The organism is Mesorhizobium sp. STM 4661, from assembly GCF_000359125.1.
In the GTDB taxonomy this organism is placed as follows: domain Bacteria; phylum Pseudomonadota; class Alphaproteobacteria; order Rhizobiales; family Rhizobiaceae; genus Mesorhizobium.
On sequence record NZ_CAAF010000056.1, the window covers coordinates 121,437 to 142,819 of the forward strand.

A 21,383-nucleotide genomic window follows, 5' to 3' on the forward strand; every position below is an offset into this window, starting at 1 on the left:
TTGGCAGGAGCTTGTCACCATAAGCCCACTCCAAATCGAGCAGCGTCAGTGGCTGGTCAGGTCGAGACGCGCGCCGCAAACGCCGCCTGCACCGCGCGGTTGACCGTGACCGGCAGGATCGACATGTGGTTTTCGCTGGCGTGGAGTTCGAAGCTGGCGCTCAGGCCGGGGATGGCGTCGAGGCGCTCGGCCATTTGGCGCGCGAATTCATCGGTACGCGTCACCTTTTTCTGCTCAAGGCGCTTTGCCTCGTCCACAGCACCTATCTGGAAGGGCGCCAGCTTTTCCGTCTCGTATTCGCCGGCCGACAGCGTCACCTGCGCTTTCAGCCCCTCCGGCGTGGCGGCTTCGAAACTCTGGAGAAAGCGGTCGATGGCGCGAGCCTCCCAGTAGATGGCCGGGCTCGCCGCAACCCAGGTCTGGAAGGCGAACGGGCGCGTGAACAGGGCATAGAGCGCGAACAGACCGCCGAAGGAGTGGCCGTACAGCGATTGCCGGCCGATGTCGATCCTGGCGTGGCCCGCCACAAACGGCTTCAGCTCGTCCTCGATGAAGGCGAGGAATTTTTCCGCCCCGCCGGTCCTGACCTCGGGGCCGTCATCATGGAAGGGCGGGTAGATCTTTCCCGGCGGCGGGCCGAGATCCCATGAGCGCCTGAGCGGATCGTAGGCGCCTGCCACGGGATAGCCGATGGCGACGATGACGCCGTCCTCGACATTGGTGCCCAGCGGATAGCCCGCTTGCGCGCGCATGGCATCGACGGCGGTGCCGATCACCGCGTTGCCGTCGGTCATGTAGAGAACCGGCCAGCCGGCCTCCGGCGCCGGTTTTGCCGGCACGTGGAGGAAAATCCGCCAGGGGTCGCCGCCATGCGTCGGGACGAGATCGTGGACCGTGGTGTCGGCGATCAGAGCGGGCGTCGAGGGTTTGGACATGAGCATTTCCGGCAAAACGAGGGGTCAGCGGCGGCGCAGCAGCCACATCAGCACCGGGCCGCCGATCAGCGTGGCGACGAGCCCGGCGGGGATCTGGCGCGGGAAGATGGCGGTACGGCCGATCCAGTCGGCGGCGACCATGATCAGCGCTCCGGCCAGCACGGCGCCGGCCGCCTGCGGCCACGCACGGGCGAGGCCGAGGCGCCGGGCGAGATGCGGCGCCATCAGGCCGATGAAAGTCAGCGGCCCGACGATCAAGGTCGATGCGGCCGTGAGCGCAGCGACCATCAGCAGCAGAAGCAGCCGGGTTTTGGCCACATCCATACCAAGCGCCTGTACCGCCGACGGGCCAAGCGGCAGCACATCCAGCCAGCGCATGAAGAGTGGGGCGAGGATGAGCAGGACAATGGCGATGGCGCCAGTCAGAAGCGCAGCGTTCGCATCGACGCCATAGGTCGAGCCGGTGAGCCAGTTGAGGAGCAGCATGGCGCGCGGGTCGCCGGTGGCGGTCAACACCAGGATCAGCGCGTCGAACAGCGCCGTCAGAGCCACGCCGGCCAGCAGCAGGCGCTCCGGTGCATAGGCGGCGCGGTGCCCGATGGCCAGCGTCACCAGCAGCGCGGCGAAAGCACCGATGGTTGCCGCCGCAGTCTGGACCGGACGGCCGGCGTCGGAAAGGGAAAACAGCGCCACCATCATGCCGAGCGCCGCTCCGGCGCTGATGCCCATCACTTCGGGACTCGCCATCGGATTGCCGGTCAGCCGCTGCATCATCAGCCCGGCAAGCGCCAGCATGGCGCCGGCGGCGAACGCGGCCGACACACGGGGCCAGCGCCATGACAGCAAGGGCTGCAGCTGATCGCCGAAGGCGACCGCCCAGCCATGCGGCCCCGGCCCGCAAAGCAAGGCAAGCCCGAGCAGCAGAAGCAGGGACAAGCCGATTGCCGCCAGCACGAGGCCGGGCTGGCCTGTTCTGAGCAGGCGCTCGGCGGTGAGCGCCGGGACCTCCCAGCCCAGGGCAAGGCGCGGCAGCAGCCAGAGCAGCAGCGGGGCGCCCAAGAGGGCGGTAATCGCGCCGGTCGGCAGCAGATCGCCCTGCGGCCCGGTCGCCACTTGCACCGCCTGGTCGGCGGCCCACAGCAGGGCCGCGCCGATCAGCGGCGCCATGATCAGCCTCTGGCTCAGCCGGCGCGCACCGCCGATGCGGGCAAGAGTAGCGGCGGCCAGGCCAACGAAACCGATCACGCCAACGGCGGCGACGACGAAGGCGGTGAGCGCGACGGCCGCGCCAAGCCCGGCAAAACGGTAGACACCAAGCGGCACGCCAAGGCTGCGCGCGCCTTCGTCGTCAAGGCCAAGCAAGGTCAGTGGCCGCACCATCAGGCCGATCGCCAGCGCTGCGGCGCCGATGCGCGGCAACAGCCAAAGCGTCGTCGTCCAATCCTGCTGGCCGAGCGAACCGGCGCCCCAGATGAACAGGCTGGCCAGCCATTCGTGCCGCAGCACGACCAGAGCCGCGCCGATGGCGCCGGCATAGAGGCTGACGACCAGGCCCGCCAGCACGACGGAAAGCGGCGACAGGCCCTTGTGCCAGGAGAGCGCGAAGACAGCGGCAAGGGCGATGAAGGCGCCGGCCAGCGCCACCCATTCGCGGCCGAAAGCGAGCAGCGAGGGCGCCAGAAGCGTGGCCAGCGCCAGCGCCAGATAGGCGCCGGCCGAAACGCCGATCGTTTCCGGCGAGGCGAGCGGGTTGCGCAAGACTTGCTGCAGAACGGTTCCGGCAAGTCCGAGCGCCGCGCCGCACAACAGGCTGACGGCAAGCCTGGGCAGGAAGGCATAGTGGACGAGCACCTGCCGCATGTCGTCGATGTCGGGGGCAACGAGCGATCGCAGCCAAAGTGCCGACGGCAGCTGTATAGTGAGATTGGACACGGTCGCCGCCACCGCAGCCGCCGACAGCACCACACAGAGCAGGACCGCGCCCACCGGCTGATTGCCGAACATGCCGCGCGGCCACGTCCGTCCGGCCGGCTTGCCGACCTGCACCAAGGTCGCGGCATCCTCAGCCATGGGCTGCTTCCCCGGTCATCGCCTTGGCCAGGACGCGGGCGAAACGGGTGGCGGAGGGAAGCGCGCCGAACATCAGGACGGCGGGAAGACGCATGATCGAGCGGTTGCGCACGAAGGGCATGGCGTTCCAGACCGGGCTTTCGGTCAGCGTGCCACCGGCGCCCTCGGGCAAGGGTTCGAGATAGGCGAGGCGTGCTTCGCTGGATGTCGCCAGTCCGTCGATGCCGACGGTCGAAAAACCCCAGTAATTGGTCTCGCCCGTCCAGGCGTTGCGCAGCCCGATGCGATCGAACACCTCCTGAAACAGGCTCTTCCTGCCATAGACGCGCACATTGCGCGGATCCATGAAGTTGACGACGTAGACGGGCCGCGCCGAAAGCGGCACCAATTCCTGGCGAACCCCCAGGAGGGACGCATCCGTCGCCGCGATCAGCGCCTCGCCCTCCGCCTCCTTGCCGACAAGCCGGGCGAGCTGGCGCGTCGCCTCGATGGCGCGTCGATAAGGCTGCCCGTCCTCGGTGTAGATGCCGATCGTCGTCACCGGCGCGACCCGCTCGAGCAGGGGCTTGATGCCGTCGAGATACGGAATGGCAAGGATGATGTCGGGTCTGAGCTGCTGCAGGAATTCGAGATTGGGTTCGAGCAGCGTGCCGACATCGGCGACCTCCGCCGGCAGCGGCGGCTCGACCACCCATTTTTCCCATCCCTCGCGGTCGGCGATCGCAACCGGCCTCACGCCAAGCATGAGCAAGGTCTCGGCCAGTCCATCATCGAGGCAGACGATACGCAATGGCCGCGCCGCTGCAGAGACGGGCTGGATGCCCGCGATCGGCAGGACGAAAAGGCCGAGCGCAACGCGCCGATTGATCCAGCCGCGCCGGCGCGCGGGCGCCTGAACCCTCTCATAGGTCATCAACGGGCAGTGCCGCCCGTGACGGTCGCAGAGCCACGATTGTCGGGCACGATACTGGTTCTCCCTTCTGCGTTGCGATTTTCGAAAACCGTCGCCGATGCCCGGTTGACTATGAAACATGACTTTAATAGTCAACATTGAAGATGACAAGATTAGTCAAGAATTTTCAGCGACGGCTGCGGACGCCGCGCATAGCAGCGATGAGGGGTAGCAAGATGGAATCAGGCGCGTATCCGACGGCGAGCGGACGGAGAAGGTTGAGGCTCCTGCTGGCGGCGACATGCGTTTCGGCCCTGGGCTGCGCTCAGGCCGTCGCCCAGGAGAACGCGGTCGAGCTCAACCCGATCAATATCGAGGGACAGGTCGACAGCCCCATCGGCCCCGATGAAGGCTATGTCGCCAAGAACACCACCACCGGTTCGAAGACCGACACGCCGCTGAAGGAAATTCCGCAGTCGGTGTCGGTGGTGACCCGCAAGCAGCTCGACGACCGCCAGCCGGCGCAACTTGAGGATACGCTGTCCTATCTGGCCGGTGTGACCGCCTCGCCCTGGGGCGTCGACAACCGCTTCGACCAGTGCCTGATCCGCGGTTTCGACCTCTGCACATATGTGATCTACCGTGACGGGCTGCCGCAGAAGGCGATCGACTTCTCGGGCTTCAAAATCGAGCCCTACGGGCTGGAGCGCGTCGAGGTGCTGAAGGGACCGTCCTCGGTGCTCTATGGCGAGAACGAGGCCGGCGGCATGATCAATGCCATCAGCAAGCGGCCGACGGATACGCCGATCTATGACGGCTACCTCAGCTATGGCAGCTTCAATACGGTCGAAGCCGGGCTCGATGTCGGCGGCCCAATCGACGATGCCGGCGTATGGTCCTACCGCCTGACCGGCCTGGTTCGCAACGGCGACATCGAAACCGACTATTCCCGCAACGACCGCATCTTCGTCGCGCCGGCGCTCAAATGGCAGCCGGACGCGCAAACCTCGCTCACCATCCTGGCCAACTACCAGTGGGACAGGCTGGCGCCGAACGCCTTTCTTCCGGTGGCCGGCGAACAATATCCGGCGGCGTATGGCAAGCTGCCGCGGAATTTTTTCACCGGCTCACCCGACTTCGACCGTTACGACGCCAACCATGGCTCGATCGGCTACCAGTTCAGCCATGAATTCGATGACAATTGGACGGTGCGGCAGAATTTACGCTACTCCAGGCAGGATACCGACTACCGGCAGCTATACTACAGCGGCATGGTCGACGATCGCACGATGGCGCGCACCGCGTTCACCGTGGACGAGACCGCGACCATCTTCAGTGTCGACAATCAGGCCGAGTACGACCAGACTTTCGGCGCGGTGCAGAACAAGCTTCTCGTCGGCCTCGACTACAATCGCTTCTCGGTCGACGGGCAAAACCGTTACGGGGCGGGTCCGGACCTGGACATCCTGAACCCCGACTACTCCCAGCCGATCGCCATTCCCCCCATCTGGGTCGATCGCACCCAGACGATCGGCCAGATCGGCCTCTATGCCCAGAATCAATCCAAGATCGCCGACCACTGGCTGCTGACTCTCGGCGGCCGCCAGTCCTGGATCGACAACACTAATGAGGACCGACTCGACAGTGCGGGCAGCTACAAACAGACGGACCATGCCTTCACCGGCAATGTCGGCATCGGCTATCTCTTCGACAATGGCCTGACGCCTTATGCCAGCTATGCCGAGTCCTTCACCACCAATATCGGCCAGAGCCAGTCTGGAGCCGCGTTCCAGCCTTCGTCGGGAAAGCAATATGAGGTTGGCGTGAAATACGAGCCGACCTTTTTCCCCGGATTCATCACCGCTTCGCTGTTCGACCTGCGCAAGACCAACATCGTCACCTACGCCGGCGGGCCCTTCCAGATACAGACTGGTGAGGTACGCCATCGCGGCCTGGAGATCGAGGCCAATGCCGATCTCGCTTCCGGCCTGAGCATGACCGCTGCCTACACCTATCTCGACGCCGAGATAGTCAGGGACGATCCCTTGGTCATCGGCAACCGCCCGTCGCTGGTGCCGGAACATCAGGCCTCGCTGTGGGCCAACTACGAGGTCGGCCACGGCATGCTGGAAGGCTTGAGCGTCGGCGCCGGCGTGCGCTACATCGGCGCAAGCTTCGGCGACAACGCGAACACCGTGAACGTGCCCGCCTATACGCTGGTCGACGCGGCGCTGCGCTACAAGAAGAACGGCTGGCAGGCCGCGCTCAATGTCTCCAACCTGTTCGACAAGACCTATTATTCGACCTGCTATCCCGGTTCCGGCTGCATCTATGGCGAAGGGCGCGTCATCAAGGGCAGCCTCAGCATGAAGTTCTAGACGCAATCCAGCTCCAGAGCGGCGGACCTCGATTCGTACCGCCGCTCCAGCTTTTTGTCCGGGCATCGGATTTCCCCAAACCGGCACCCACTTTTGGGTCTGACGGTTTGGCATCATTTTTTCTCCACGAATGCACTGCATTCTGAATGCAGCTCAGACTGGCGATTTCAGTGAGACAAGTCGCCTGGAGCAACGGGACAATTGAGGCACAGATCCAAGAAAACGGTGGCAAGCCGCCGCCAGAAGGTGTTGAAGACCGTGCCGGTCGCATTCAGCGCGGCGCGACCCGGTTGCGCTCGGCGAGGCTTGATGATTTGTTGCCACCATATGGAGAGCGAATGATGCGAGAGCCTGCCGGTCAAGATGAATATGGGTCGACCAACCCCTTCGACCCGGATGAGTTTTCGACGTTGAACACGATGGGGCCAGCCGTGGGCAGCAACGACTTCGAGAAATACGCTGTCGCCGTCATCATCGTGTTCGGCGCCCTCATCATCGGCGGGCTGATGGCCGCGGCGATGACCTTCGGTCACCGCAACGGCTTCCTTTTCGCGCTTGGCGGCGCAACGTCCGCTTGGATATCCGGCAACGCGCTGCTGCTCGACCGGCCCCGCATCTACGCCCTGTTCGTTGGCATTGCGGCGCTGATGCTGGTGGCGTCCACCCTGACGCTGGTCCTCTGATTCGACTGAAGGAAATTCAGTAGCCTATGGCCTCGCCGGATGCGGCGCGGCTGTCGATGGAGCCGTTGTAGCGGGCGCCGCCGCCCTTTTCGATTTCCGCCAAGCTCTTGCCGCCGACCAGGATGCCGGCCGCCTGGCCCCAGGTCGCCTCGCTGAGATCGAGATGGTAGCCCATGCCGACAAGCAATCTTTCGGTATCCGGCGACAGGCCAAAGGGTTCGATATAGACCGTGTCGGGCAGCCATTGATGGTGGATACGCGGCGCGTCGATGGCTTCCTGGATGTTCATGCCGTGGTCGACGACATTGACGATAGCCTCCAGCGTGATTGTGATAATGCGCGATCCGCCCGGGCTGCCGATGACCATGAACGGCTTGCCGTCCTTGGCGACCACAGTCGGGCTCATCGATGACAGCGGCGTCTTCCTGGGCTGGATGGCGTTTGCCTCACCCTGGACGAGGCCGTAGAGGTTGGGCACGCCGGGCTTCTGGGTGAAATCGTCCATCTCGTTGTTGAGCAGGATGCCGGTGCCGTCGGCGACGACGCCGGCGCCGAAGGAGCCGTTCAGCGTGTAGGTGACCGCCACCGCGTTGCCGTCATTGTCGATGATCGAATAGTGTGTGGTCTCCTTGCTCTCGCCAAAGCCCTTCGGCATCAGATCCTGCGAAACGCCGGCCCGGAACGGATCGATCTTGTCGCGGATGTCCTTCGCGTAGTTCTTGTCCAGCAGCTTTGAGACCGGATTGTCGACGAAGTCGGGATCGCCGAGCGCAGAATTCCTGTCGACATAGGCATGGCGCATCGCCTCGACCATTACATGGACGGTCTCGGCGGAGCCGGCGCCGAGATAGGAGAGAGGATAGCCTTCCAGCACGTTGAGGATCTCGCAGATGATGACGCCGCCGGAACTCGGCGGCGGCGAGGAGACGATCTCATAGCCGCGATAGTTGCAGGTCACCGGCTTGAGTTCGCGCACCGCATATTGCTCGAAGTCGGCCTTGGCCAGGATGCCGCCCTTTGCGCCGCTCGCCTTGACGATGGCGTCGGCGATTGAGCCCTTGTAGAAGGCATCCGCCCCCTGCTCCGAAACGGCTGAGAGCGAGGCGGCAAGGTCAGGCTGGATGAGCCTTTCGCCCATGGCATAGGGCTTGCCGTCCGGCTTCAGGAAAATCGCGGCCGCCGCCGGATCCTTCGCCAATCGTTCGGCGCCGCCCTGGAACGAGGCCGCATCGCCCTGCTCCAACACGAACCCGTCCTTGGCAAACCGAATAGCCGGCGCCATCAAATCCTGCCGCGACTGCGTGCCGTATTTTTCGCGCGCCATTTCAAAGCCGGCGACAGAACCCGGCACGCCGACCGCCAGATAGCCATCCAGGCTGGCGCCCTTCACCGGCTTGCCGTCCTTGTCGAGATACATGGTCTTGGTCGCCGCCAGCGGCGCGCGCTCACGAAAATCGAGGAAGGTCGAGCGGCCGTCCTTGAAGCGAATGGTCATAAAGCCGCCGCCGCCGATATTGCCGGCGGTCGGGTAGACGACGGCCAGCGCGTAGCCGACGGCGACTGCCGCATCCACCGCATTGCCGCCCTTTTTCAGCACGTCGACGCCGACTTCCGACGCCAGATGCTGGCCCGTCACCACCATGCCGTGCTCTCCCTTGGCCGGCTGCGGCGAGGCGGCGAAAGCGGCCAGGGGCAGCGTAAAGGCAAGGCTGAAGGAGAGACTGACGGCGATCAACGGCCGGCGGGTGAGATGCATGGCGGTGCTCCGAGGGGTGGACGCCCTAGAAGACCCGGCCGAGGCGATCGAGTCCACTGCCAATCAGAAGCCCGGCGATCAAATCAGAGTTCACACAATGCCGCCGCCGCCGCTGGCGACCGCCGGCCGCTCCGCCGCGACCTTGGCCCGGTAGCCGGCCGCGCGGTAGGCGGCGACCGGATCGATGGCGCCGCCGGTCTTCAGCCGCGCCATGGCGAGGATCGGCTCGACATCGGTGCGGTAGGCAGCCTTCAGCGTCTGCGTCGCCATCAGCGCGTCATTGGCGTCCTGGAAGCCTGCGAGCGCCTTGCGGTCGACCAGCAGCGCCTGCGCATAGGCGCGCTGCACCTCCACCGCCGACAGCATCAGGCTCTCGATCGGATCGGTGACGTTGTGGCTCTGGTCGAGCATATACGCGGGATCGAAGCCCTTTGCACCCGAAAGCTCGGCATCGACCAGTTCGTTGAAGACCAGGAACAGCCGGTAGGGATCGATCGAACCGGCATCGAGATCGTCATCGCCATATTTCGAATCGTTGAAATGGAAGCCGCCGAGTTTCTTGAACTGGATCAGCCGCGACACGATCATCTCGATGTTGACGTTGGGCGCATGATGGCCGAGGTCGACCAGGCAGAACGCCTTGTCGCCGAGTTCCTGGACGATCATGTAGTTGGTGCCCCAGTCCTGCACGACCGTCGAATAGAAAGCCGGCTCGTACATCTTGTGCTCGGTGAAGAGTTTCCAGTCGTCAGGCAGTCCGGCGTAGACCTCCTTCATGGCATCGAGATAGCGCTCGAACGCCTTGGCGAAATTGACCTGGCCGGGGAAATTCGAGCCGTCGCCTATCCACACCGTCAACGCCTTGGACCCCAGCGTCCTGCCGATCTCGATGCATTCGAGATTGTGCTCGACCGCCTGGCGGCGCGTTGAGGCATCGGCATGCGACAGCGAGCCGAATTTGTAGGAGAGCTTCTGGTCCCTGGCGTCGGAGAAGGTGTTGGAGTTCATGGCGTCGAAGCCGAGACCAAAGCGGGAAGCCGCCTGCTTCAGCCGGTTTGGATCGGCCTTGTCCCAGGGTATGTGCAGCGAGACCGTCGGTGTCGCCTGCGTCAATTGCTGGATGACGGCGCAGTCCTCGATCTTGTCGAAGATATCACGCGGCTCGCCGGCGCCGGGAAAGCGGGCAAAGCGGGTGCCGCCCGTGCCGACGCCCCAAGACGGGATTGCGACCGCGAATTTCTCGACCTTGTCACGGATGGCGTCGATGGCGATGTCGCGGCGGTCAAGCCGCTCGCCGAGCGATTGATAGTCGCGCTCAAGGTCTGCCCTGCGCGCGGCATTGTCTTTCTCGACGACATCGGCGGAGATGATATGTTCCATGGCCGCCCCGCTCAACGCGTGAACGACTGGGCGTTGCCCGCGTCGACATTGATGATGTTGCCGGTCGACTTGGCCGACATGTCGGAGGCGAAGAAATAGATCGCCTCGGCGATGTCCTCGGGGAATACCGAGCGCTTCAGCATCGAACGCGAGCGGTAGTGCTCCTCGAGGTCGTCGGTCGACATCTTGTAGGCGGCAGCGCGCTGTTCCTTCCATTCGCCGGTCCAGATCTTGGAGCCGCGCAGCACGGCGTCGGGATTGACGACATTGACCCTGATCCGCGCTTCCGCGCCTTCCAGCGCCAGGCACCGCGCCAGATGAATCTCGGCGGCCTTGGCCGTGCAATAGGCGGCGGCGTTGGGCGAGGCGGCAAGGCCATTCTTGGAGGCGACGAAGACGACGTTGCCGCCGATCTTCTGCGCGCGGAACAGCCGGAAGGCTTCGCGCGACACCAGGAAATAGCCGGTGGACAGGATGTCCATGTTCTTGTTCCACAGCGCCAGCGTCGTCTCCTCGATCGGCGCCGCGGACGCCAGGCCGGCATTGGAGACCAGAATGTCGATGCCGCCGAACTCGACCGAAGTCTCGGCAAAGCCCGAGATGACCTGGTCCTCTGATGTGACGTTGATCAGCACCGGCCGCACGAAATCCTTGCCATAGGCCTTGGCCAGCTCGTCATTGGCGCTGGCGAGAGCTGCCTCGTCGATGTCGGCCAGCACGACGCAGGCGCCTTCGCGCAAAAGCCGATTGGCGGTTGCCCGGCCGATGCCGCCGGCGCCGCCGGTGACCAGCGCGATCTGGCCGGCCAGCGCCTTCGGCTTCGGCAGGCGCTGCAGCTTTGCCTCCTCGAGCAGCCAGTATTCGATGTCGAAGGCCTCCTGATCGGAGAGGCCGACATAGGACGAGACGGTCGAGGCGCCGCGCATGACATTGATGGCGTTGACGTAGAACTCGCCCGATATGCGCGCCGTCGCCTTGTCACCGGCAAAGGTGAACATGCCGACGCCGGGCATCAGGTAGACCACGGCATTCGGATCGCGCACGGGTGGCGAATCCGCATGCTTGCACTTGTCATAATAGGCCTGATAGCCGACACGATAGGCGGCGACATCATCGGCAAGACGCGCGATGACAGCATCGACATCGGGATTGGCCGGATCGAACTCGATGACCAACGGCCGGATCTTGGTGCGCAGGAAATGATCCGGGCAGGAGGTGCCAAGTGCAGCCAGCGGCCGCAGATCCCTGGAATTGACGAATTCGAGCACGGCGGGCGAATCGTCGAAGTGGCCGAGCTTGTGGCTCTTTTCAGAGATCAGGCCGCGGATCCTCGGCATCAGCTTCGCGGCGACAGTGCGACGCGCCTCAGCATCGAGCGACTTGACGACTTCGCCGCCGAAGATCGCCACGCCTTCGGAGCGGCGCTCGAACCACGCAATCGCCTGGTTGATCACCGAGATCGTCGTCTCATAGCATTCCTTTGGCGTTTCGCCCCAGGTGAACAGGCCGTGGCTTGCCAGCACGACACCCTTGGCCCCGGGGTTTTTGAGGCAGAATTTCTCCAGCCACAGGCCGAGCTCGAAACCAGGCCGCTTCCACGGCAGCCAGCCGATGGCGTCGCCGAAGATCTCCCTGGTCAGCGCCTTGGAATCCTTTGCCGCGGCAATGGCGATGATGGCGTCGGGATGCATATGGTCGACGCAAGGTTTTGGCACGAAGGCGTGCAGCGGCGTGTCGATCGAGGCCGCGCGCGGATTGAGGTTGAAGGTGCAGTGGGGCAGATAGCCGACCATCTCGTCCTCATGGTCGAGGCCGCGATAGAGGCCCTTCAGCGCGCGTAATTTGTCCATGTAGAGCGTGGCGAAGCCGTCTGTTTTAATCGAGGCGCTGTCGCCGCCCGAGCCCTTCACCCAGAGCACTTCCACGCTCTCGCCGGTCAGCGGATCCTTCTGCCAGAACTTGGATGAGGTGTTGCCGCCGCCATAATTGGTTACGCGCTTGTCGGAGCCGAGCACATTGGAGCGATAGACGAGAAGCTCCGGGTCGCTCATCCCCAGGGCTTTCGCGTCATCCCACAGATTGGCGAGGCGCGTGCCGGAGCGCTTGTCGAGCATTTGAATATCCTCCCGTGAGACGCGCAAACGATGCGGTCGATCGCCACCGCATGGCGGGTCAGCTTTGGCCAAATGTCCACGGAAGCGCTGGCGTTGTCAATCACAAACGATCAATACCGATCATACTGCACTGCACAATGAAATTATCTGATCGGAAATGATTGACACTGCGCGTTTTGGGTGCCTAGATGACTAGGCAGGGAGGAACCATGCACGAAAAAGAGCGCCACAGGATCATTCTGTCCGCCGTCCAGGAAAAGCCTGTGGTGACGGTGCAGGAGATGGTCGACCTGACGGACTCCTCCGAGGCGACGATCCGGCGCGACATCGCCGCGCTCCACGTCCAGAAGCGCCTGCGCCGCGTGCGTGGCGGCGCCGAAGCGATCTCGCCGCCGCAGTTCATCGGCCTTGCCGGCCGCCCCTTTTCCGTCAACGAGACGCTTAACGCCGCGCAGAAGCGGGCGATCGCGCGGGAGGCGGTGGAGCTGTGCAAGGACGGCGAGCCGATCATCATCAATGGCGGCACCACCACCTTCCAGATGGTGCATTTCCTGACCGGCCGCCGCATGCCGATCTTCACCAATTCCTTCCCGATCGCCGAACACCTGCTCAAGCATTCCAAGAACACGGTGATGCTGTCGGGCGGCACCATCTACCGCGAGCAGAACATCATCCTGTCGCCCTTCGACAATGACGTAACGCGCAATTTCTATGCGCGCCGCATGTTCATGGGCGCGCAGGGGTTGGGGCCGCTCGGCCTCATGGAAGGCGATCCCCTCCTGATCCAGGCCGAGCAGAAGCTGATCGACCAGGCCGACGAACTGGTGGTGCTGGTCGATTCATCGAAGTTCCGCAAACGCTCCAGCCTGATCCTGTGCGGCCTGTCGCGCATCGCCACCGTCATTACCGACGACGGCATCGAGGACCGCGAAGCCAAGATGCTGGAGACTGCGGGGGTGGCGCTGATCGTCGCCCGCAATACGGCAAGCAATAAGGAAGAATCTTCACTGCAGGCCTGAGATCAACTCACGCCGCAGCGGCGATGGAATGCAAACGCTCAAGGGAGGATATTCGATGAGCTTTCTGAAAAAAATGATGGTTACGGCGGCGTTTTCGGCCGCCATGTTCGTGAATGCCGCCTATGCAGAAAACGTCAAGATCGCCCTGGTGGTGAAGTCGCTTGGCAACGGCTTCTTCGACGCCGCCAACAAGGGCGCCGAAGAGGCGGCCAAGGAACTCGGCGATGTCGACATCATCTACACCGGCCCGACCAAGGCGACCGCCGAGGCGCAGATCGAAGTGGTCAATTCGCTGATCGCCCAGAAGGTCAACGCCATCGCCATTTCGGCCAATGACGCCGATGCGCTGGTGCCGGCGCTGAAGAAGGCGATGGAACGCGGCATCACGGTCATCTCGTGGGATTCGGGCGTCGCGCCGGAAGGCCGCCAGCTTCACCTCAACCCGTCCGACACAGGCCTGATCGGCGAGACCATCATCAAGCTCGCCGCCGACTATCTGCCGGAAGGCGGCGATGTCGCCATCCTGTCGGCTTCGTCCACGGCGACCAACCAGAACGCCTGGATCGACGCCGCCAAGAAAATCCTGCCGGAGAAGTTCCCCAAGATCAATCTCGTCGCCACCGTCTATGGCGATGACGATTCGGCCAAGAGCACGGACGAAGCCAAGGGTCTTCTGAAGTCCTATCCGAACCTCAAGGCGATCATCGCGCCGACCACGGTCGGTGTCGTCGCCGCCGCCCAGGTGGTGACCGACGAGAACCTGATCGGCAAGGTCAATGTCACCGGCCTGGCGCTGCCGTCCGAGTTCAAGAAGTTCATCGACAATGGCTCCAGCCAAGCGGTGGCGCTGTGGAACCCGATCGACCTCGGCTATTCGGCCGTCTACCTCGCCTATGACCTGGCGGTGAAGAAGGAAGAAGCCAAGCCGGGCGCCACGCTGTCGATCGGCCGCGTCGGCAAGGTGACGCTCGACGACACCAATTCGGCGGCGATGGCTCCGCCCTTCCAGTTCGACAAGACCAATATCGAAAAGTTCTCCAAGATCTATTGATCCCGGAGCCCTTCACGCTGGCGCGGCGGGGCCTAGGTCCCGCCGCGACTTTAAACGGACCTTGTTTCAGGGCTTGATACGGATATGGACACGACAGCCCAACTCGACCCGGCGAATGAGCAGCCTTTGGCATCAACTCCGCGGCTGACGCTGTCCGGCATCTCCAAGAGCTTTCCCGGCGTGCGGGCGCTGCACGACGTCAGCCTGTCGCTCTGCCCCGGCCAGGTGACCGCGCTGATCGGCGAGAACGGCGCCGGCAAGTCGACGCTGGTCAAGATCATGACCGGCATCTACCAGCCTGACGCCGGCACGATCAGCATCGACGGCCAGGCCGTCACACTGCCCAGCGCGCATGCCGCCTTCGGCCACGGCATCACCGCGATCCATCAGGAAACGGTATTGTTCGACGACCTTTCGGTCGCCGAAAACATCTTCCTCGGCCATGCACCGCGCACCCGCTTCAAGACCATCGACTGGCGCATCATGCGCAAGAATGCGAAGGAAGTGCTGGACACGATGGGCGCCGGCCATATCGACGCCGACGCGCGGCTGAAGGATCTCGGCATCGCCAACAAGCATCTGGTCGCGGTTGCCCGCGCCATGTCGATCGACGCCCGCATCGTCATCATGGACGAGCCCACGGCAGCGCTTTCGATGAAGGAGATCGAGGAGCTGTTCCTGCTGATCGAGTTCCTGAAGAGCGAAGGCAAGGCGATCCTGTTCATCAGCCACAAGTTCGACGAGATCTACCGCATCGCCGACCGCTACACGGTGTTCCGCGATGGCGAGATGGTCGGCGAAGGCCTGATCAGGGATGCCGGCCAGAGCCAGATCGTGCGCATGATGGTTGGTCGTTCCGTCGACCACATCTTCCCGCGGCGCAAGGCAACAATCGGCGCGCCAGTGCTCACCGTCTCCGGCCTGTCGCATCCAACCGAATTCGACGACATCGGCTTCGAACTGCACAGAGGCGAAATCCTCGGCTTCTACGGCCTTGTCGGCGCCGGCCGCAGCGAAGTGATGCAGGCGATATCGGGCATTACCCGCACCAGCAAGGGCACGATCACACTGGAAGGCAAACCGATCGCGCCGAAATCGGCCGCGGACTCGATCGAGGCCGGCATCGTCTATGTGCCGGAAGAGCGCGGCAAGCAGGGCGTGGTGATCGGTCTGCCGATCTTCCAGAACGTCTCGCTGCCCTCGCTGAAGCGCACATCCAAATCGGGCATATTGCGGCTGGCGGAAGAATTCGCGCTGGCCCGCGCCTTCACCGAGCGGCTCGATCTGCGCGCCTCCTCGCTCAGCCAGGATGTCGGCACGCTGTCGGGCGGCAATCAGCAGAAGATCGTCATCGCCAAATGGCTGGCGACCGCACCCAAGGTGATCATCCTCGACGAGCCGACCAAGGGCATCGATATCGGCTCCAAGGCCGCCGTGCACGGCTTCATGGCCGAACTCGTCGCGCAAGGCCTGTCGGTGATCATGGTGTCGTCCGAACTGCCCGAAATCCTCGGCATGTCCGACCGCGTCGTCGTCATGCGCGAGGGCCGCGTCGCCTCGGTCTATGACAACAAGGAGCTCGACGCCGAAACGCTGGTCAGGACGGCAGCGGGGATCGCGGCATGAAGAATTTCCTCAAGTATCGCGAAATCTGGCTGCTGGCGGCAATCGCCGTGCTGATCGGGCTGATCTCGACGCGCTTTCCGGGTTTTTCCGATCCGGCCAATCTGCGCCAGGTGTTCAACGACACCTCGATCCTGATGGTCCTGGCGCTGGGGCAGATGGTGGTGATCCTGACCCGCTCGATCGATCTGTCGATGGCTTCCAACCTCTGCTTCACCGGCATGGTGGTGGCGATGCTGAACGCCGCGCATCCGGCCATCCCGATCCCGCTGCTGATCGTCGTGGCACTTCTCGTCGGGCTGGTGCTCGGCGCCATCAATGGCCTGCTGGTGTGGCGGCTGAACATTCCCTCGATCGTGGTGACGCTGGGCACGCTCACCATCTATCGCGGCGCCACTTTCGTCATCTCCGGCGGCGCCTGGGTCAATGCCGACCAGATGAGCCCTGATTTCATCGGCCTGCAGCGTGCCGCTTTCCTCGGCATTCCGGTGCTCTCATGGATCGCCCTGCTGGTCATCGCGCTGTTCTTCCTGTTGATGACGCGCACCGCGCTCGGCCGCTCGATCTATGCCATCGGCGTCAACCCGACCGCATCGGTCTATGCCGGCATCGATGTCGGCCGCACCAAGTTCATCGTCTTCTGCATCTCCGGCATGATCGGCGGGCTTTGCGGCTACCTGTGGATCTCGCGCTACGTCATCGCCTCGGTCGAGGTCGCCAACGGCTATGAACTCAACATCATCGCCGCCTGCGTCATCGGCGGCATTTCGATCGCCGGCGGCATCGGCTCGGTCGGCGGCGCCGTGCTCGGCGCGCTGTTCCTCGGCATCATCTCCAACGCGCTGCCGGTGATCAACATCTCGCCCTTCTGGCAGATGGCAATTTCGGGCAGCGCCATCATCCTGGCCGTCGTGCTCAATGCGCGCGGCGAACGCCGGCAAGGCCGCATCATCCTGAAGAAGGCGGAAGCGGCATGACCGACACCCCTGCCCCGCGCCACATACCGGACCGGCTGGACAAGCCGCTCTCTTCGGCGATCTTTTCCTGGGAGGCGTTGCTGGTCGTGGTCGCCGTTGCGATCTTCGCCGTCAACAGCTTCGCCTCGCCCTATTTCCTCGACCCGTGGTCGCTGTCGGATCTGACCTTCAACTTCACCGAAAAGGCGCTGATTGCTTTCGCCATGGCGCTGCTGATCATTTCCGGCGAGATCGACTTGTCGGTCGCCGCCATCATTGCGCTGGCTTCGACGATGATGGGCATGGCGGTGCAGGCCGGCGCAGGCACGCCGGTGCTGGTTCTGATCGGCATCGTCGTTGGGCTCGGCTGCGGCGCTTTCAACGGGCTGCTGGTCACCAGGCTCGGACTTCCATCCATCGTCGTCACCATCGGCACGATGAGCCTGTTTCGCGGCATTGCCTTCATCATCCTCGGCGACCAGGCCTACAAGGGCTACCCCGCAAGCTTCGCCTTCTTCGGCCAGGGCTATGTCTGGTGGGTGGTGTCGTTCGAACTGGTGCTGTTCCTCGTAGCCGCGATCATCTACGGGTTCGTGCTGCACCGGACGAGCTTCGGCCGGCGCGTCTTCGCCATCGGCAACAATCCGGTTGCGGCGCAGTTTTCCGGCGTGCGCGTCGGCCGCATCAAGTTCATCCTGTTCTGCCTGACCGGGCTGATGTCGGGCATCGCCTCGGTGCTGATCACCTCGCGGCTCGGCTCGACGCGGCCATCGATCGCGCAAGGCTATGAGCTGGAAGCCATCACCATGGTGGTGCTCGGCGGCGTCAGCATCCTGGGCGGCGCCGGCAGCATCCTCGGCGTCGTGCTGGCCGCCTTCATCATGGGGTTGGTCACTTTTGGCCTGGGGCTGCTCAACGTGCCCGGCATCGTCATGTCGATCTTCATCGGCCTGCTGCTGATCATCGTCATCGCAATGCCGATCCTCTGGCGGCGGCTACGCGGGGGACGCTGATGCCTGAAAAATACGCGTTCAAGATGAAGCTCAATCCCGGCATGAAAGCCGAGTACAAGAAGCGCCACGACGAGATCTGCCCCTCGCTGGTCGAACTGCTCAAACAGGCCGGCGTTTCCGATTATTCGATCCATCTCGACGACGAGACCAATATTCTCTTCGGCGTGCTGTGGCGCAGCGATAGCCATGGCATGGATGATTTGCCCAAGCATCCGGTGATGCAGCGCTGGTGGGCTCATATGGCCGACATCATGGCGACCAAGGCCGACAACGCGCCGGTGGCCGTGCCGCTGGAAACCATGTTCCATATGGCATGATCCGCCACGTCGCCGTCATCGATATCGGCAAGACCAACGCCAAGGTGGCGCTGGTCGATCTCACGATCATGCGCGAGGTTATCCTGCGCCGCGTAGCCAATGCGGCTTGCACCGACGGCCCATACCCGCATCATGATGTCGAGGCCCTGTGGGCTTTCATCCTGGACAGCCTCGCCGCGATCCATCGCGAACAGCGCATCGACGCCATATCGATCACCACCCATGGCGCAACGGCGGTGCTGGTCGACGCCGAAGGCGGCCTGGCGCTGCCGGTGCTCGACTATGAATTCGCCGGGCCTGACACACTCGCCCAAGATTATGACGCGATGCGTCCGCCCTTTGCCGAGACGGGGACGCCGCGCCTGCCGGCCGGCCTCAACATCGGCGCGCAGCTCTTCTGGCAGCAGAAGCTGTTCCCGGCCGAATTCGCCCGAGCAGCAGGGATACTGATGTACCCGCAATACTGGGCCTTGCGGCTGACCGGCGTCGCCGCCAACGAGGTGACCTCGCTCGGCTGCCACACCGATCTCTGGAACCCGTGGCAAGCGGATTTTTCCTCACTGGTCGACAAGATGGACTGGCGCCGTCTGATGGCCCAGGTGCGGCCGGCGAAGGACCGGCTGGGGCCAATCCTGCCGGCCCTTTCGCAACAAACCGGGCTCGATCCGCAAACGCCCGTCCTTTGCGGCCTGCACGATTCCAACGCCTCGCTGCTGCCGCATCTCATAGCCGACCAACCGCCCTTTTCGGTCGTCTCGACCGGCACCTGGGTGGTGTCGATGGCGGTCGGCGGCAGAAAAGTCGTACTCGATGCGGTGCGCGATACGCTGGTTAATGTCAATGCGCTCGGCAATCCCGTTCCCTCGGCGCGCTTCATGGGCGGGCGCGAGTTTTCCCTGCTGACCGACGGCAAGCCGCAGGACTGGAGCGAAGACGATGTCGCCGCCGTGCTGGCACGCAAGATGTTGCTGCTGCCGTCGACCCAGCAGGGCTCGGGGCCTTATCCGCGCCACGCCGCCCAATGGCTCGATGCCGAAGACATGACCAGCGGTCAGCGCTTCGCCGCCATCTCGTTCTATCTGGCGCTGATGACGGCGACCTGCCTCGACCTGATCGGTGCCGGTGGACCGACAATTGTCGAGGGCCCCTTTGCCCGCAACCGGCTCTTTACTCGCATGCTCGCGGCGGCGACGGCACGACCGGTCATCGCATCGGAAGCCGCTACCGGCACCAGCATCGGCGCCGCCCTGCTGGCGCCGGAGGGCGGCGCGGCAGGGAACAAAGGCGAAAGGATCGAACCGCCGGTCGATCTGGGCTGGGCGAACCATGCGCATTCATGGCGAGCGGCGGTCGACGCGAGCTAATCAGAGAATCCGCTTGCCGAATGCCGACATGACGAAGTTGACGGTATCTCTGGCGATCCGGGGTTCGAGATCGGCCGTCAGCCCGGATACATCCATCGACAGCAGCCTACCGGACAGTGCAATCGCTTCCATGGCCTGATGCGTTTCGCGCACGGTGAGGCCACCGGACCCTGCCGCCCAGCCGGCGAACTCGGTCACCTCAGGCGAATAGCTGACATGGAAGCCTTGCGTGCCGGAGGTGGCGATGCGGATCGCCTCATGCATCAGGTCGCGCATGCCCATGGCGTCGATATCGGTCATGGTGAAGGCCGAAACGCGCGAATCCTTCAGCACCCGCACTTCCGCCGGATCGGCATGGCGCAGGCCGACGATGACGACGTTCTCCGGCGACAGCTGCGGCTGAAAGGCACCGGGCTTGTGATCGAGGCCAAGCGCCCGCGCCAGCACCGAGCCTTCCGGCAGTTCGATGCCGTCCTCGTCTTCAGGCATCAGGGCGGCAATGGGATCGATCCAGATCAGGCCAAACGAGTGTGTCGCCCGCGCCGTCGCCGCCAGCGCCTTGTGGGCGATGCGGCGATCACCGCCGGCGGTGAACCGGATCAGGCCGGAAGGCGGCCGCTCGACATCGGCCAGTTCGACGACATCGAAATTGATCGCCTCCAGCCGGGTGCCGGTCGCTTCCCTGGCCAGGATGCCGGCGGCGGCCGGTTCAGCTGATATCGACACCATCTTGCGGCCGGAAAAATCCTCGACATCGTGCATCGGGGCTTTTTCGACATATTCCGAGGTCATCGCCAGCAACATGGCGCCATAGCTCATGCGGAAGGCCACGCGGTCGCCGACGGCGGGTGGCGGATCAGCGTCATGCACGTCAAGCAGCAGATGGTCGCTGGAGGCGCCGAGCACCCGCACGCCCTTGGCGATCGGCGTCAGTCCTTCGATCAACACGTCTTCACGGCCGATATTGGCGATGGCGCGCAACCTGTCGCCCTCGTCGGGAAACACCGGCTGATTGCCGAAAGCATCGTAGCCGGCGACGCCGATCGGCCGCGACGGCTTCAGCTTGACCTCGATGATGTCGCTGGTTAGGCGGCAGGCATCGGGCTCGAGTTCGTCCCAGGGTGTGTCGCGAAAGGTTTCGACCCCGCCTTGCAGGATGGCCTCGCCGACACGCAGGTTGTTGATGCCGGCGGGCAGCCTGCCTTCGAGCAGCAACGTCAGCGACGACGACGCCCCGCCCGAGATCCAGTCGAGCCGCGCGCCGGACAGACGCTCGGTCTTGTAGGCGTGGGCGACGAGTTGCCCGAGGTTTTCTTCCGTCGGCATGATGGCGCCGAAGCAGCCGAGATTGGTGCCGATGCCGGCGATGCGCACGCCCTTGAGCGCCAGGATCTGCTCGACCGTCGGCACGAGATCGTTCGGCCAGATGCCTTCCCTGAGGTCGCCGAGGTCGATCATCAGCATGATGTCGTGGACACGGCCCATGCGCTCGGCGATGCGCGATATCTCGCGGATGGTGGCGAGCTCGGATTGCAGGCTGATGTCGACGGAACGCACCACCTCCTCGACGCGCGCCATTGGCGGGCTGCGCAGCAGCATGATCGGGGCGTTGATGCCGCTGTCGCGCAGCCGGCGGATGTTCTCGAAGCGCGATTCGGCGATGCCGGCGACACCGCCGCGCAGCATGGCGCGCGCCACCTGCGGCATGCCGCATGTGCCCTTGGTGACGCCGAAGACCTTGATGCCCGACAGGGCACAGCGTTCGACGATCGTGCGCGCATTGCGCTCGATGCGGCCAAGGTCGATGGCGACTTGCGGTCCCGACATCGCCT

At 64.0% G+C, this 21,383-nt stretch carries 16 protein-coding genes; 9 read left to right on the forward strand and 7 right to left on the reverse strand.

What is annotated here, in order from left to right:
* Positions 1–56: 56 nt before the first annotated feature.
* From MESS4_RS18690 to MESS4_RS18700, 3 genes are read right to left on the reverse strand one after another with little or no spacing between them, the layout of a single operon-like run.
* Complete coding sequence (locus MESS4_RS18690) at positions 57–935, reverse strand: alpha/beta hydrolase-fold protein (protein ID WP_081609783.1); 879 nt, start codon at positions 933–935, stop codon at positions 57–59.
* 24 nt (positions 936–959) lie between these two features.
* Positions 960–3,005, reverse strand: a complete 2,046-nt coding sequence (gene fhuB / locus MESS4_RS18695; protein WP_006334070.1) for a Fe(3+)-hydroxamate ABC transporter permease FhuB — start codon at positions 3,003–3,005, stop codon at positions 960–962.
* Positions 2,998–3,918, reverse strand: a complete 921-nt coding sequence (locus MESS4_RS18700) for an ABC transporter substrate-binding protein (protein WP_006334072.1) — start codon at positions 3,916–3,918, stop codon at positions 2,998–3,000. The genes fhuB and MESS4_RS18700 overlap by 8 nt, the downstream gene beginning before the upstream one ends.
* Positions 3,919–4,133: 215 nt before the next feature.
* Here MESS4_RS18700 and MESS4_RS18705 point away from each other — a divergent pair, with 215 nt between their 5' ends.
* Both MESS4_RS18705 and MESS4_RS35145 read left to right on the forward strand, forming a co-directional pair.
* Entirely contained in the window at positions 4,134–6,275 is a 2,142-nt protein-coding gene (locus MESS4_RS18705) for a TonB-dependent siderophore receptor (RefSeq protein ID WP_006334073.1), read from the forward strand.
* Positions 6,276–6,694: 419 nt separating this feature from the next.
* The gene (locus MESS4_RS35145) at positions 6,695–6,958 is read left to right on the forward strand and encodes a hypothetical protein (RefSeq protein ID WP_198292775.1); all 264 of its coding nucleotides are present in this window, start codon (positions 6,695–6,697) and stop codon (positions 6,956–6,958) included.
* 16 nt (positions 6,959–6,974) lie between these two features.
* Here MESS4_RS35145 and ggt read toward each other — a convergent pair whose 3' ends face one another.
* From ggt to MESS4_RS18725, 3 genes are all read right to left on the reverse strand, one after another.
* Positions 6,975–8,714, reverse strand: a complete 1,740-nt coding sequence (ggt, locus tag MESS4_RS18715) for a gamma-glutamyltransferase (protein WP_006334075.1) — start codon at positions 8,712–8,714, stop codon at positions 6,975–6,977.
* Between the two features lie 90 nt (positions 8,715–8,804).
* The gene (gene rhaI / locus MESS4_RS18720; protein ID WP_036241587.1) at positions 8,805–10,094 is read right to left on the reverse strand and encodes an L-rhamnose catabolism isomerase; all 1,290 of its coding nucleotides are present in this window, start codon (positions 10,092–10,094) and stop codon (positions 8,805–8,807) included.
* A gap of 11 nt (positions 10,095–10,105) precedes the next feature.
* The gene (locus MESS4_RS18725; RefSeq protein WP_006334077.1) at positions 10,106–12,208 is read right to left on the reverse strand and encodes a bifunctional rhamnulose-1-phosphate aldolase/short-chain dehydrogenase; all 2,103 of its coding nucleotides are present in this window, start codon (positions 12,206–12,208) and stop codon (positions 10,106–10,108) included.
* A 209-nt stretch (positions 12,209–12,417) separates the two neighbouring features.
* On the opposite strand from MESS4_RS18725, the gene MESS4_RS18730 reads away from it, so the two are divergent.
* The 7 genes from MESS4_RS18730 (at position 12,418) to MESS4_RS18760 (ending at position 19,551) form a co-directional block, all read left to right on the forward strand.
* The gene (locus tag MESS4_RS18730; RefSeq protein ID WP_006334078.1) at positions 12,418–13,227 is read left to right on the forward strand and encodes a DeoR/GlpR family DNA-binding transcription regulator; all 810 of its coding nucleotides are present in this window, start codon (positions 12,418–12,420) and stop codon (positions 13,225–13,227) included.
* Positions 13,228–13,282: 55 nt separating this feature from the next.
* Positions 13,283–14,278 (forward strand): rhamnose ABC transporter substrate-binding protein, encoded by a 996-nt coding sequence (gene rhaS / locus MESS4_RS18735; protein WP_006334080.1) that lies wholly within the window; start codon positions 13,283–13,285, stop codon positions 14,276–14,278.
* 84 nt (positions 14,279–14,362) lie between these two features.
* The gene (locus MESS4_RS18740; protein ID WP_006334082.1) at positions 14,363–15,904 is read left to right on the forward strand and encodes a sugar ABC transporter ATP-binding protein; all 1,542 of its coding nucleotides are present in this window, start codon (positions 14,363–14,365) and stop codon (positions 15,902–15,904) included.
* The gene (locus MESS4_RS18745; RefSeq protein ID WP_006334093.1) at positions 15,901–16,878 is read left to right on the forward strand and encodes an ABC transporter permease; all 978 of its coding nucleotides are present in this window, start codon (positions 15,901–15,903) and stop codon (positions 16,876–16,878) included. The genes MESS4_RS18740 and MESS4_RS18745 overlap by 4 nt, the downstream gene beginning before the upstream one ends.
* Positions 16,875–17,870: an ABC transporter permease gene (locus MESS4_RS18750; protein ID WP_006334094.1), complete on the forward strand. Its 996-nt coding sequence runs from the start codon at positions 16,875–16,877 to the stop codon at positions 17,868–17,870. The genes MESS4_RS18745 and MESS4_RS18750 overlap by 4 nt, the downstream gene beginning before the upstream one ends.
* Entirely contained in the window at positions 17,870–18,187 is a 318-nt protein-coding gene (gene rhaM, locus MESS4_RS18755) for an L-rhamnose mutarotase (RefSeq protein ID WP_006334095.1), read from the forward strand. Before MESS4_RS18750 ends, rhaM begins: the two co-directional genes overlap by 1 nt.
* On the forward strand, positions 18,184–19,551 hold the full coding sequence (locus MESS4_RS18760; protein ID WP_006334096.1) for an FGGY-family carbohydrate kinase: 1,368 nt from the start codon (positions 18,184–18,186) through the stop codon (positions 19,549–19,551). Before rhaM ends, MESS4_RS18760 begins: the two co-directional genes overlap by 4 nt.
* Here the strand turns inward: MESS4_RS18760 and MESS4_RS18765 are convergent.
* The coding region (locus MESS4_RS18765; protein WP_348259954.1) for an alanine racemase at positions 19,552–21,383 on the reverse strand (1,832 nt) is incomplete at its 5' end.